Genomic DNA, 12,437 nt, shown 5'->3' with positions numbered 1-12,437 from the left:
ATTTAACTTCCTATTGATGTAAAATTATTCCTATGTTTTACTTTTTAACACAGAAAGGAATTATTATGAAATCTATAATTAAAGTAACTTGTACAGCATTATTATTTACAGGACTAATGGCAGGATGTAATGGGAATACTGCACCGAAACAAGAAAAGAGCGCTCTTGAAAAGGATGCAATGCACTATGGGGAAATATATAAAAATGAATACTATAGAGCAACTGTTGAAAATGCTAAATTCGAAAAAATAGACAAAGAGTGGCGTCTCACAGCTCGAGTTACTATAAATAATGCTCGTACTGACGGACAAACGATAGATCTTTCAGAAATAAAATATTTCATAAAAGATGAAAAAACGGGTGAAAAATACGAAGGTGAAGTTATACAAAATGAAAATGCTAAAAAGGTTCCTTCTGAGTTTTCTTTAACTACCGACATTGTATTTAATATGAAAGCTTCTCCAAAAGATTTAAATACCATGTATTTATACATAGATAGCAAAGCTGCGCCGTTAACAGATACTTATTGGAAGCTTGATAATTTAGCATCTAAATAAAAAACAGTCTTATAAGACTGTTTTTTTGTTTGTAAAGTTATAAAGTTTACTAGTTACCTATCTCAAGCAATACGTCTTTTGCACAAATTGTCACTTCTTCAAATGGGCCATCAAATAATACACCCAATTCGAACCCTTCATTAGTAAGATCTATTTCATGACATAACCACCAAGCACCTTCAAAATCTTCCGGAATAGAACATTTCGTTACGCCTGTAAAAGTTACTTCCAGTTTATCAAATTCACTGCAAGTACCACTGCAATCTAATATAATAATTAGCGTATCTTTTGATATTCTCTCTACTGATTTGACTACACTGTCATGTAGTGAGTAATCATGTAACTGAATAACATTTGTTGGGAGTTTTTTCTTAATCGAATGGAATTGCTCTAAGTAGAATCGATCTAAATGAGCCCTTCTTTTCTCACAATCCTCTATCCATTCTTTCATAAGTTTTTTCAATTCACTAGAAGGATATTCTGAATTAATTATGGTGTTATGAATAAATGGGTGTATGGATTCAGGAAGGAATTTTAATAAATCTGTTTTCCTTTATTTCCTCTATTAAACTTTGTATATCCATTTCTGACCATTCTTTTATAGACTCTATAAAACTTACAAATTCTATAATTTGCATTTCTTTATACCAATCTCCAGTGAAATTCTTCAATCGCACCACCCCTAAAACATTTTAACATCCCACAAAAGCAATACATCTATTTATTATATCATTCCAATAACTATTTTTTCTAAAGAAAAAATGCAAAACTATAAATATTCCGCCTTTTATTTCTAAAACTTCAGAATATTTACAATAGTTTATAATTAGAATACATTTTACTAGTACAAAGTTTCACCTGTACAAAATCTAAACAAAAAGGGATGGTTATATGTTGAAGAAATTAGTAGCAGGTACACTAGTAGCGGGATTTGCATTCACTGGAGGACTTGGAGTAGCAAGTGCTGAAGAAAAAGCTAACACAATTAAGTCTTTTGATTATTTAAAAGTGGATGAACAGGATGTTAATTCACTTACAAAATTAAGTGATCAGGACAAGAAAGATATCCAAATTACTATGGTATTACCAGAGCAAAATGAAAATGGAGATTGGTTAGCTTACGGTTTTACTAGCCGCGAAACATTAGATGCTTATATTGAAAAGGATAAAAAAGTACTTAAAAATAAAATTAATCCTTTAGGTAGCGGTGCTGGTAGTACTGATTTTTATGAACATAAAGATAAAGGTGGCCAATATATTTACTGGAGCAGCGGTTTTAAAAACTTACCTTCTAGCTGGAATGACAGAATTTCTTCTGTAAGTACAGCATCGCCTTCAGCAAGTTATTCAACGACACTTTGGGAGCATACTTCAACACAAGGCTATGGAAAAGGTGTTGTATTCAAACATGCTGATTGGTACGGTAAAACTGCTAATTTAGCTGCTGATTGGAACGATATTACTTCAGCGATTGACGTAAAAAAATAATAAGATATTCAATTTTCCCTGTAAAAATTCAAACCACTATTCTCTTATTCATTTAGAGAATAGTGGTTTATTAATTTTCTATTTAAGCATGTACAGCATGCCCTACAGCTTGTAATAACGCTTCATGAATCGCTTCAGATAAAGTTGGATGCGCTGCAATATAATCTCTCATAATATCAACGGTAACTTCTGTATGAATCATTACAGTTCCTTGTCCGATTAGTTCGGTTGCACGAGGACCGATAATAGAAATCCCAACAATTTCTTGATATTTAGGTTCCACGATAACTTTTACTTTACCCGTTTGTTCTCCAATAATAAGCGCCTTTCCGTTCGCTGTAAAAGGAAATTCTCCTATAAGAATATCACCGTATTGTTCTCTTGCATCTTTTTCGTTTAAACCAACACTTGCGATTTCTGGGGATGTGTATATACATCGAGGTACTGCATGATAGTTAACTTTCACATCTTCTCCACTCATATGTAACGCTGCTGTCGTTCCTTCATGGAAAGCAACGTGAGCAAGTTGTATTCCACCAATCACATCACCTGCTGCGTAAATATGTGATACATTTGTTTGCATATGTTCATTCACAGAAATTCCTTTATTTGAAAATTGAACACCTGCTTTTTCTAAATCTAATTTTTGTACACGTGGTTTTCGGCCGACAGAAACGAGAACATATTCCGGATTGGCTTCTTGGATACTTCCTTCATATTCAAATGAAGCTTGCTTCTTATAATTATTTAATCCTTTTAAAGCAGCTCCTGTAAATATTTCTACGCCATCATTTTCTAGTTTATCTCTTAAAATATGTGCGATATCTTCATCTTCACCATGTAATAATTGCGGTGCCATTTCAACAATCGTAACTTTTGTTCCAAGACGACTATAAATACTTGCAAACTCGCAACCTATTACACCACCGCCAACGATTAATAATGATTTCGGTATATTTTCTAGGGACATTGCATGGCTACTATTTAAAATCCACTTCCCATCAAATGGAGCAAAAGGTAATTCAGTCGGTTCTGAACCTGTTGCTATAATGAACTGGTCTCCATCTACTACATCTACTTTATCACCGTGTGTAACTCGTACACGGTGATCCGTTTCAAATTTCGCTTTACCTTGTATAACTTTTATTTTATTTTTCTTCATTAAATATTGAATTCCTTGGACAAGCTGCGTTACGATCTGTGATTTCCTCGCCTGTATTTGCTTCCAATCAATTGATATACTTCCTTTGTTAAGCGTAACTCCGTAATTATTCGCTTTTCTCACAATGTCATGCACTTCCGCACTTTCTAACAATGATTTTGTAGGCATGCAACCAACATTTAAACAAGTCCCGCCAAGATCAGCTTCATCAATAAGAGTGACATCTTTCCCATTTTGAGCCGCGGTAATTGCCGCTACATAGCCAGCAGGTCCGCCTCCAATAACGACTAATTTACTCATTCTCTCACCTTCTCTTTATAAAAGAATTGTTACAGGTTCTTCTAAATAACGTTTAATTGTGCGTAAAAATGCAGCTGCTGGTGCGCCGTCTAATACACGATGATCGAATGTTAAACTTAAAGGTAACATACTTCCTTTTCTTAATTTTTTTCCTTTATATACAGGAACATGTTCAATTGCACCAACACCTAAAATACCAGTTTCAGGTGTATTTAATACTGGTGTGAAATATTCAATCCCAAAGCTACCTAAATTACTAATTGTAAAGGTTGTCCCTTGCATATCGTCACTACTTAAATTACCTTCTCTTGCTTTTTGTGCCACAATTTTAATTTCTTTAGATAACTCTACTAAAGATAAATTATTAGCAAAGCGAATAGACGGAACGACTAATCCTTTTTCTAACGCGACTGCCATGCCTAAATGAACATGTTCAAATTGATGAATTGCATCATCTATATAAGCGCTGTTCATTTCTTTATGCTCCGCAAGTGCTAATACAACAGCGCGAGAAACGAAATCCGTAATGGTTAGTTTATCGTATCGTTTTTGTACAACTTCCGCTATGTCTTTATGTAAAGCTACTAAATCTGTCACATCTACTTTCATCGTTAATGTTAATTGCGCACTATTTTGTAGGCTTGCATGCATACGGTTTGCGATTGCTTTCCTCATACCAGTCACAGGAATGACTTTACTTTCTTCTTGTTCAAGTACTTCTGGAATTGCAACTCTTTCCTCAAGTGCCTTTAAAACATCTACCTTTGTTATTCTTCCTCCAGGTCCTGTACCAATTAATGATCTAATATCAAGATTTTCAGTTTTTGCAATCTTTTTCGCAACCGGAGATATTTTGATTCTTTGCTTCGCTACTTCTTTCGCATATGGTTCTGTATGTTGTATATTTTTAGGTTCTGCATTAGGTGTTTTTTCTTCTACAACATTTGTATTTTCATAGACTTCTACTTTTTCGTTCGGCTTACCGATATAGCAAATTACAGTACCCGGCGGCACTCCCTCATCTTCACTTACAGCTATATCAAGGACAGTTCCATCCGCTGGTGCTTCTATTTCAGTTTCGATTTTTTCCGAGTTAATGCTAGCAATTAGTTCACCTTTTTCTACATTATCACCTGCTTTAATATTCCAGCTCGTAATAATACCTTCTTTCATCGCCATACCTAACTTTGGCATTACAACTTCAACAGCCATGTTTCTCTCTCCCTTCTCATCGTTTCATTACACATGTAATAAAGATTGGTCTCCGATCATTTCTGATACGGTTTCAATTACTTTTTCCGGCGTTGGTAAGTATAACTTTTCAAGTGGTGGAGAGAACGGAACTGGTGTATGTGGTGCTGTAATTCGTTTAATAGGTGCATCTAACAAATCGAATCCTTTATCCGCTACAATTGCTGCAATATCCGTTGCGATACTACATCTTGGATTTGCTTCGTCAATAACAATTAGGCGATTCGTTTTTTCAACAGATGCTAAAATCGTATTTTCATCCAATGGTGATAAAGAACGTGGATCAATTACTTCTACTTCAAGTCCCTTTTTCGATAATTGCTCAGCAGCTGCAAGTGCTGTATGAACTTGTTTTCCAATTGCGACGATTGTTACATCAGAACCTTCACGTTTAATATCTGCTTTCCCTAATGGAATTGTATAGTATTCTTCTGGTACTTCGCCTTTCATATTGTAAAGTGTTTTATCTTCAAAGAAGATAACTGGATCGTCATCTTCAATTGCTGCTAATAATAAACCTTTTGCGTCATACGGAGTAGAAGGAACGACAACTTTTATACCTGGAATGCTCGTAAATAACGCATATAAACTTTGTGAATGCTGTGCCGCTGCGCTAAAACCAGCACCATGCATCGTACGTACTGTAACTGGCACTTTTGCTTTACCACCGAACATGTAGCGGAACTTTGCGCCTTGGTTTAATACTTGATCAAGACAACTACCGATAAAATCATTAAACATTAATTCAGCAATCGGACGTAATCCTGTTGCAGCAGCTGCCATTGCCGCTCCCATATAACCCGCTTCTGAAATAGGTGTATCTAAAATACGATTTCGACCAAATTCTTGTACAAGGCCTTTCGTAACACCAAGCACACCGCCCCATGCTTCATCGTCTTGCAAGTGATCAACTTGTGCACCGCCTGCAACATCTTCTCCGATTAAAATTACATTTTCATCACGACGCATTGATATTTTCATCGCTTCATTAATTGCAGTTGACATACTTACTGTTCTAGTCATTATTTTTCACCCTCCTCTTATTTGTAAGAAACGTATACATCTTTTAATAATTCTTCATCCTCTGGATATGGACTATTTTCACTAAATTCAATTGATCTTTGCACTGCTTCATCTACTGCCTTTTCCATATCGACAAGTTCAGATTCAGTTAATAGCGCTTTATGAATTAAATGCTTACGGAAATTCACAATCGCATCTTTTTCATTTAAATGTTCTTCTTTTTCTTCTGAAGTTTTATACGTTTGTGCTTCACCTTCGAAATGACCGTAATTGCGATATGTCATACATTCAATTATTGTTGGACCACCACCATTACGCGCACGTTCTACTGCTTCTTCCGCGGCTTTATATACTGCAAGTAAATCTTTTCCATCCACTTGAACACCTGGAATATTGTAAGCTTTTGCTCGATCTGCAATGGAATCACAACTTGACGCATATTCAAATGTTGTTGCTTCACCGTAACCGTTATTTTCGGCGATAAAAATAACTGGTAACTTCCAAATCGCTGCTAAGTTAACCCCTTCGTGAAATGTCCCTTCATTATTTGCTCCGTCACCGAAGAAGCAAACACTCACATCTTTCGTTCCTTTATATTTAGCTGTTAATGCTGAGCCGCAAGCAAGTGGAAAACCTCCGCCTACAATCCCATTTGCACCAAGCATTCCTTTATTTAAATCGGCAATATGCATGGAACCGCCTTTACCTTTACATAACCCTGTCACTTTCCCAAAAAGTTCAGCCATCATCCCGTTTAAATCACAGCCTTTTGCGATACAATGTCCATGTCCTCTATGCGTACTTGTAATACTGTCACGATCCGTTAAGTGGGCACATACACCAACTGCTACCGCTTCTTCACCTGCGTATAAATGAACGAAACCTGGCAGAACGCCTTGGGCGAATAATTCATGCACCTTATCTTCAAACTTACGAATCTCTAACATTTTTTCATACATCCAACGAGCTTGTTCTTTCGTAATTTCATTCCCTTTACTTTCAGTTGTTTTTAACATGTCCAGCCCTCCTATTTTCTTGTTCATCTTTTATATTGCAAGTACTGTGCCAAATTCTAATCATTGATTTCATCGGTTTTCTCTTTCCTTTAGAAATAAAAAAGTGGACAAAATGAGACATATGTCTCGTTTTGTCCACTTTTGTTCACTTAATGTTAGAATGATTATCTTATTCATTATCAAAACTCTTCTGTAACTTCCGGATGTAAATAATTTGACCAATATGATAAGCGTTATGAGTTGTTACATTTGCTAATATTTCCCACCACTTTGCAGAAACAGGAAATCCAACTACATCACTTTCAACCTTCTCTTCATTTATAAGCTTTTGCCATTGTAACAGTTTCTCTAGTAGTTTTTCTCTTAACTCATCGAAGGTTTGATTATTTGAAAGCATAAAACTTTTGTTATTATCACCAATAGCGGGCACGGCATCCACATTCGATTCTTTGTACCTAGTTTGCCACGTTGAATTCCAATACAGTAAATGTTGTACAATTTCAGCTATACTATTACTCTCTTCATTCGGTTTCCAGAAAGCTTCTCTCTCAGGTAGATCTTTCACTGCATCTGAAAATGGAATATACCAACTAGGATCGTTTGCATTCGCTAATAATTGATCTGCTAAAACATCTTTCACATGGGCCATTTTTTCCCCTCATTTCATTAACATATTCATACTCACTTCTCTATATACGCTGAGTCTTTATAATTCCCTTTTTTAAAAATCTCATAGAATATAGAATTAACGGGTATTGCTCTCAAAACGAATGTAAGAATAATAGATTTTCTTATCATAACTCGTTATGATAAAAGAAAAAGAAAGCTGGCGGAAAATGGATAAAAAAATCGCAGTTATAACCGGGGCTTCAAGTGGTTTCGGTCTTTTAACAACACTTGAGCTTGCGAAAAAAGACTATTTAGTCATAGCTACAATGCGAAACCTTAATAAACAAGAAGATTTAATATCTCAAGCTACTAAACTGAACTTACAACAAAACATAACAGTTCAACAATTAGATGTAACCGATCAAAACTCTATACATAACTTTCAATTATATATAAAAGAAATAAATAGAGTAGATCTTCTCATTAATAATGCAGGATATGCACATGGGGGCTTTGTAGAAGAAATTCCAGTAGAGGAATACCGTAAACAATTTGAAACGAACCTTTTTGGAGCTATATCAATTACTCAACTTGTATTACCTTATATGAGAGAACAAAAAAGTGGAAAAATCATAAATATAAGCAGCATTAGTGGTCAAGTTGGATTCCCTGGTCTATCTCCTTACGTTTCTTCAAAATATGCGTTAGAAGGCTGGAGTGAATCACTTCATTTAGAAGTAAAACCGTTCGGAATAGATGTTATATTAGTGGAACCAGGTTCTTATAACACGAATATATGGGAAGTGGGTAAACAACTAGCTACAAACCAATCTGAAACTACTTCTCCTTACAAAGAATATATGGATAAAATACAAAAACATATTAATAGCGGCAGCGATACATTTGGTAATCCGATAGATGTTTCTAATAAAATTGTAGAAATTGCTGAATCTAAGCGTACGAATTTACGATATCCAATTGGAAAAGGTGTAAAATTTATGATCTTTGCGAAGAGGATTCTTCCTTGGAGATTGTGGGAATACCTTGTATTGAGAACCTTTAAGAAAATGTAGTTAACTTTTTTGATAAACATTTTGAAAGAGGTGCTAATTAAATGTTAGGTTTACCGTATGGAAAAGTGTTTTTAGTTCCGTGGACTGAACAATGGGAAATTGAATTTATGAAAGAGAAACAATTCATTGAGGAACAAATTGGCGAACATATTTTAGCAGTACACCATATTGGTAGTACCTCTATTCCACATTTAAGTGCAAAGCCAATTATTGATATTGCAATCGAATTAGAAGATTATACGGACGGTTTAACATGTATTAAAAAGTTAGAACTGCTAAACTATAAATACAGAAAAGATGTACTACCTGAACGATATTATTTTAATAAAGGAGAACCACGAACTCATCAAATTCATATGTATGAACAAGGAAATACATATTTAATAGAACAATTACAATTCAGAGATTACTTAATAAACAATAAGACTTCTCGTATACAGTATGAACAGTTAAAGATTCAACTTTCACAAGCTAATCCTAATGATAAACATAAATATGCTGAGGATAAAACAAATTTCGTTACATCTATTATAGCTAAAATAAATGATAAATTTAAATAAGAAACCATTTACTACTCAATGGTTTCTTATTTATTAGTTAACTCTTGATTTGTACCATCAATAATCACCTTATTATGCAGCAGGTGGAACGAAATAAACTAGTATTGAGAGCATCAATATAAATGCAACCATTCCCGTTATCGAGAGTATATATTCTTTTGATTCTCTATCATACTTCCATTCCATCCATGCTCTTAAAGTCGATGATATCCCTAAATAAATGAACATGACATAAGCCATTTTAGAGTTTTCAAATTTAAACATATAATAACAACTACCTATTATATAAATAATAATAAGTCCTATTTCTATTTTTACATGTAAACTATTCACATGCTTATATCCGAAGAAGCCTCTTTTCTCCATATTTAATTTTATTCTTAAACACTGTTCTAAAAAGTAACCTCCTATAGCCAGTCCAATAATAATAATCAAGATTGTAGAAATACCCATTGTTATCCCCCTTCTTATTACTTTATTTATTTTTAGAAATAGAGTGGACTATATTACGTTTATTCTCTTCTAAATAACTTACAATTCCTTCAGGATATGTGGACCTCTCCTTTAATTCATTTATATTTTTCCAAATTAATATAATATCCTCATATTCTTTATGTCTAATTTCATTTATTCCCCGGTCTTTAACAATTCCCCTATGTATCAATGTACAATGATGTCCTTTTTCGTTGTCCCACTCGAAAATATGTTCATTTACTACTGCCAATTCTTGAACATCAATCTTCAAATTGTATTCTTCTATTAATTCTCTTACTATTGCTTCTTTTGCTGTTTCACCAAATTCAATGTAACCTCCTGGAAAACGATAAAATGTTTCTCTTAAATCACATTGTACAAGTACGTTAGAATGATCTTCATTTAAAATCATTACTTCAGCACGTAATCGAGGACTTTTCATTTCTTCTCTCCCTATAATTGCTCATTTTGTGATATTGCCATAGTGTCTTAATCAATACGTATTAAATAAGGAAATATAGAATTATCCCCGTTATCAATAGTGATACAACTCCGCCTAAGGACATCAAAAACTCCCTTGATTCTCTATCATATTTCCATTCCATATATGATTCGAAACTATACAACGTAATTAAAAACAGAAAGGGTAGGAAGCCCATGTATAGAGGGTTCGAAAGAGAAGAACATATAATTATAACTACTATATACGAAAAAATAATAATCCTGTTTCCCCATTTATGCAGCTTATTTACATATTTATTATTCCATCCTTTTTGTTTCGGTATATTTAGCCTTTTTCTCACTATATTTTCTAAAACAAATAAGAATATGATCCATAAAACTAATACAATTACTTTCACATGCATTAGAGAGATCACCTCCTTTATCTTATCGTCTGGATTTTCTCCGGCTGATCACTCGGATACGTAGTACTCATTTTGTTCTCTACGTCCCAACTAATAATAGTCGCACTATCTCTCCCTAATTGCTGATGAACGTGTTCTAAAACATTATGAACATTTTCTTTTAGTTCTACATTACTTCCGTTCATATCATTATACAGATTCAATGGTGTTTCATAATGACGTTCCCCGCATTCTAATACCCCATCTGTGACTATTACAATTCGATTCTTTCCAGCACGTAATTCACGAATTCCTGTTGAATAGCAAGGGACTGGTAAATTAAATGTGTTTATATTTCCAATCCATTCGTAAAAATGACGTTGATTTAATGCATATTGTCCTAACTTATGTAACTCTTCATGAAATACATAAACTAAACAATCACCAATAGATAACCACCATATGTAGTTTTCTTTTCTTACACATATTAAGCACGCTGTTTCCCCTTTTACTCTTTTGCACTTTTCTTTAAATGAGAGGGATTGAAAGATTGTAAGTAGATGATTTTCAACAGATCGAAATACTGTATCAATCGATTCATTCATCATTACTTTTATATTTTCATATTCTTTTTGGATTGTATTTACTACTAAATCAACACTTTCCGCACTATTATGTCCATCTAAAATAGCTGCAAATTCCCAATCACCATTTGACCAAACTAACGCACCATCTTCGTTCTTTTTTGCTCCGGCGCTTATATTCCCACCGTATTTTCCAAGTACAACGTCACCATATTGTTTAACTGAAATTTCTCCTAAACACATTTCTGTATTTCCAACCCATGAATATTGTCTATTATTTGTTGTATGCATACTCATTTACCATATACTTTCGTATTCTTTCACATATTTTTTTGATTTTCTCTTCGTCACCATATGGCGCATCAGTCCATTTCGCTACTTCAGTTGGTGACCAAAATTCTTTGGGTGTATTTGGATAACGCGGTATGATGTGCATGTGCATATGTGGTACACCATTTCCTGAAACAAAAGTGTAAATATGCTCTGCACCTTCGCTTTCTTTTAACGCTTTACTTACTCTACTTGTTATAAGTCCGAACGTTTTCGCTTCCTCATCTGTTAGTTCAGCAAGACCAGGTATATGTCTTTTTATATCTATCATTACATAACCAAGGTATGTTTCTTCACTATCCCAGTGGACATGTCCAACATAAACGAGTTCATCTTCATAAATAGCTCCACCCGGAACTGTAATATTTCCTTTATGTTTCTCGCAAATAAAGCATTTTCGTTCTACTTGATTATTTGTTGACATATCCATCACCATCCTTTTTATTAATAATATCATAAAAAAAGGAAAAATAGGATTTATATTCCGAAAATTCATTCTTTCAATTCGGCAATTTTTGAAATAAATTTGCACCTTATTATTTCTTCAAAAACGCAATCCCAATTACGATTCCAATCACAATTCCGATTACTAAATTATTAGTAAAAAAGCTTTGAAATACACCGATTACAACCCCTATACCGACACCTATTGCCAAGGCATCATTCCTTTTATTATTTTTAGCCAAAATTGCATCTCCTCCCATCATTTCTCCCTAAATAACATACATTTACTTGAATGTATTAATATATTCACTATCTCACTTGAATATTTCCAAAAAATGCACTATAACTTCACATATAATATTTTCCATTTTCTGTACATACTCCTTTTATAATGAAAAATTTCAAGTAACCATTAAATATATATAGGCATTTACTATAAGAAATATCAGTAAGTCATTTAAGGAGGAACGATTCAAATGCATCCTCGTTGGAATCCAAATATAAATCAACAATATGTATATTCCCCCCATCCCGTAAGGAATACATTGCATCAAGATTCACAATATATGATGCAGCGTATTGCAAGTCTTGAAAGTCAATTAGCGAAACTAATCTCATTAATCGACGAAAATAATCAATTAATTAAATCAATGGAACAACAACAAAACCAAGTTTGCACACCAGCTGGCGGTTCTGTTATCGTTCGTATGTAACTTTTTGA

At 33.9% G+C, this 12,437-nt stretch carries 16 protein-coding genes and 1 pseudogene; 5 read left to right on the top strand and 12 right to left on the bottom strand.

All coding sequences use genetic code 11. From position 1 onward, the window contains the following. Positions 1-65 precede the first annotated feature (65 nt). Complete coding sequence (locus tag RBB48_RS18240) at positions 66-557, top strand: hypothetical protein (RefSeq protein ID WP_073515277.1); 492 nt, start codon at positions 66-68, stop codon at positions 555-557. Between the two features lie 49 nt (positions 558-606). Here the strand turns inward: RBB48_RS18240 and RBB48_RS18235 are convergent. Then, a pseudogene (locus RBB48_RS18235) lies at positions 607-1,228 on the bottom strand (DUF4085 family protein). Positions 1,229-1,448: 220 nt separating this feature from the next. Here RBB48_RS18235 and RBB48_RS18230 point away from each other — a divergent pair. Next, positions 1,449-2,045, top strand: a complete 597-nt coding sequence (locus RBB48_RS18230; protein ID WP_088063671.1) for a hypothetical protein — start codon at positions 1,449-1,451, stop codon at positions 2,043-2,045. Positions 2,046-2,127: 82 nt separating this feature from the next. Here RBB48_RS18230 and lpdA read toward each other — a convergent pair whose 3' ends face one another. The 5 genes from lpdA to RBB48_RS18205 all read right to left on the bottom strand — a co-directional run bounded on the left by lpdA (position 2,128) and on the right by RBB48_RS18205 (position 7,446). Beyond that, positions 2,128-3,507, bottom strand: a complete 1,380-nt coding sequence (gene lpdA, locus RBB48_RS18225) for a dihydrolipoyl dehydrogenase (protein WP_306007953.1) — start codon at positions 3,505-3,507, stop codon at positions 2,128-2,130. A gap of 15 nt (positions 3,508-3,522) precedes the next feature. Next, a complete protein-coding gene (locus tag RBB48_RS18220; protein WP_306007952.1) occupies positions 3,523-4,719 on the bottom strand; it encodes a dihydrolipoamide acetyltransferase family protein in 1,197 nt (398 codons plus the stop codon). A 27-nt stretch (positions 4,720-4,746) separates the two neighbouring features. Then, complete coding sequence (gene acoB / locus RBB48_RS18215; protein WP_088608819.1) at positions 4,747-5,781, bottom strand: acetoin:2,6-dichlorophenolindophenol oxidoreductase subunit beta; 1,035 nt, start codon at positions 5,779-5,781, stop codon at positions 4,747-4,749. A 17-nt stretch (positions 5,782-5,798) separates the two neighbouring features. Further along, a complete protein-coding gene (acoA, locus tag RBB48_RS18210; RefSeq protein ID WP_088063675.1) occupies positions 5,799-6,797 on the bottom strand; it encodes an acetoin:2,6-dichlorophenolindophenol oxidoreductase subunit alpha in 999 nt (332 codons plus the stop codon). Between the two features lie 169 nt (positions 6,798-6,966). Continuing rightward, on the bottom strand, positions 6,967-7,446 hold the full coding sequence (locus RBB48_RS18205) for a DinB family protein (protein ID WP_060486729.1): 480 nt from the start codon (positions 7,444-7,446) through the stop codon (positions 6,967-6,969). 187 nt (positions 7,447-7,633) lie between these two features. On the opposite strand from RBB48_RS18205, the gene RBB48_RS18200 reads away from it, so the two are divergent. Beyond that, positions 7,634-8,479, top strand: a complete 846-nt coding sequence (locus RBB48_RS18200; RefSeq protein WP_218824977.1) for an oxidoreductase — start codon at positions 7,634-7,636, stop codon at positions 8,477-8,479. 41 nt (positions 8,480-8,520) lie between these two features. Beyond that, positions 8,521-9,039 carry a GrpB family protein gene (locus RBB48_RS18195; RefSeq protein ID WP_306007951.1) on the top strand — a complete coding sequence of 173 codons (519 nt, stop codon included), beginning with the start codon at positions 8,521-8,523 and terminating at the stop codon, positions 9,037-9,039. 72 nt (positions 9,040-9,111) lie between these two features. Here RBB48_RS18195 and RBB48_RS18190 read toward each other — a convergent pair whose 3' ends face one another. The 6 genes from RBB48_RS18190 to RBB48_RS18165 form a co-directional block, all read right to left on the bottom strand. Continuing rightward, positions 9,112-9,492 (bottom strand): DUF4181 domain-containing protein, encoded by a 381-nt coding sequence (locus tag RBB48_RS18190; RefSeq protein WP_060486726.1) that lies wholly within the window; start codon positions 9,490-9,492, stop codon positions 9,112-9,114. A gap of 22 nt (positions 9,493-9,514) precedes the next feature. Continuing rightward, positions 9,515-9,955 carry an NUDIX domain-containing protein gene (locus RBB48_RS18185; protein ID WP_088063678.1) on the bottom strand — a complete coding sequence of 147 codons (441 nt, stop codon included), beginning with the start codon at positions 9,953-9,955 and terminating at the stop codon, positions 9,515-9,517. Between the two features lie 61 nt (positions 9,956-10,016). Next, on the bottom strand, positions 10,017-10,379 hold the full coding sequence (locus tag RBB48_RS18180; protein WP_000558206.1) for a DUF4181 domain-containing protein: 363 nt from the start codon (positions 10,377-10,379) through the stop codon (positions 10,017-10,019). 17 nt (positions 10,380-10,396) lie between these two features. Then, the gene (locus RBB48_RS18175; protein WP_137035753.1) at positions 10,397-11,239 is read right to left on the bottom strand and encodes a PP2C family serine/threonine-protein phosphatase; all 843 of its coding nucleotides are present in this window, start codon (positions 11,237-11,239) and stop codon (positions 10,397-10,399) included. Then, positions 11,217-11,768: an HIT family protein gene (locus RBB48_RS18170; protein ID WP_142291774.1), complete on the bottom strand. Its 552-nt coding sequence runs from the start codon at positions 11,766-11,768 to the stop codon at positions 11,217-11,219. Before RBB48_RS18170 ends, RBB48_RS18175 begins: the two co-directional genes overlap by 23 nt. A 40-nt stretch (positions 11,769-11,808) precedes the next feature. Then, positions 11,809-11,976, bottom strand: coding sequence for a septum formation initiator (locus RBB48_RS18165; protein WP_142291755.1), 168 nt, complete (start codon positions 11,974-11,976; stop codon positions 11,809-11,811). Positions 11,977-12,192: 216 nt separating this feature from the next. Between RBB48_RS18165 and RBB48_RS18160 the strand changes: the two genes are divergently transcribed. Then, entirely contained in the window at positions 12,193-12,429 is a 237-nt protein-coding gene (locus tag RBB48_RS18160) for a hypothetical protein (RefSeq protein ID WP_137013974.1), read from the top strand. Positions 12,430-12,437 lie beyond the last annotated feature (8 nt).

The organism is Bacillus sp. MMSF_3353 (assembly GCF_030733445.1).
GTDB classification, from domain to species: Bacteria; Bacillota; Bacilli; order Bacillales; family Bacillaceae_G; genus Bacillus_A; species Bacillus_A wiedmannii.
Note: the sequence above shows the minus strand (reverse complement) of the source record. Positions and strands in the feature narration are given on the sequence as shown.

Coding starts and splice junctions, on each gene's coding strand:
- RBB48_RS18240 (WP_073515277.1), top strand. CDS start 66: ATGAAATCTATAATTAAAGTAACTTGTACAGCATTATTATTTACAGGA.
- RBB48_RS18230 (WP_088063671.1), top strand. CDS start 1,449: ATGTTGAAGAAATTAGTAGCAGGTACACTAGTAGCGGGATTTGCATTC.
- lpdA (WP_306007953.1), bottom strand. CDS start 3,507: ATGAGTAAATTAGTCGTTATTGGAGGCGGACCTGCTGGCTATGTAGCG.
- RBB48_RS18220 (WP_306007952.1), bottom strand. CDS start 4,719: ATGGCTGTTGAAGTTGTAATGCCAAAGTTAGGTATGGCGATGAAAGAA.
- acoB (WP_088608819.1), bottom strand. CDS start 5,781: ATGACTAGAACAGTAAGTATGTCAACTGCAATTAATGAAGCGATGAAA.
- acoA (WP_088063675.1), bottom strand. CDS start 6,797: ATGTTAAAAACAACTGAAAGTAAAGGGAATGAAATTACGAAAGAACAA.
- RBB48_RS18205 (WP_060486729.1), bottom strand. CDS start 7,446: ATGGCCCATGTGAAAGATGTTTTAGCAGATCAATTATTAGCGAATGCA.
- RBB48_RS18200 (WP_218824977.1), top strand. CDS start 7,634: ATGGATAAAAAAATCGCAGTTATAACCGGGGCTTCAAGTGGTTTCGGT.
- RBB48_RS18195 (WP_306007951.1), top strand. CDS start 8,521: ATGTTAGGTTTACCGTATGGAAAAGTGTTTTTAGTTCCGTGGACTGAA.
- RBB48_RS18190 (WP_060486726.1), bottom strand. CDS start 9,492: ATGGGTATTTCTACAATCTTGATTATTATTATTGGACTGGCTATAGGA.
- RBB48_RS18185 (WP_088063678.1), bottom strand. CDS start 9,955: ATGAAAAGTCCTCGATTACGTGCTGAAGTAATGATTTTAAATGAAGAT.
- RBB48_RS18180 (WP_000558206.1), bottom strand. CDS start 10,379: ATGCATGTGAAAGTAATTGTATTAGTTTTATGGATCATATTCTTATTT.
- RBB48_RS18175 (WP_137035753.1), bottom strand. CDS start 11,239: ATGAGTATGCATACAACAAATAATAGACAATATTCATGGGTTGGAAAT.
- RBB48_RS18170 (WP_142291774.1), bottom strand. CDS start 11,768: ATGAATTTTCGGAATATAAATCCTATTTTTCCTTTTTTTATGATATTA.
- RBB48_RS18165 (WP_142291755.1), bottom strand. CDS start 11,976: ATGGGAGGAGATGCAATTTTGGCTAAAAATAATAAAAGGAATGATGCC.
- RBB48_RS18160 (WP_137013974.1), top strand. CDS start 12,193: ATGCATCCTCGTTGGAATCCAAATATAAATCAACAATATGTATATTCC.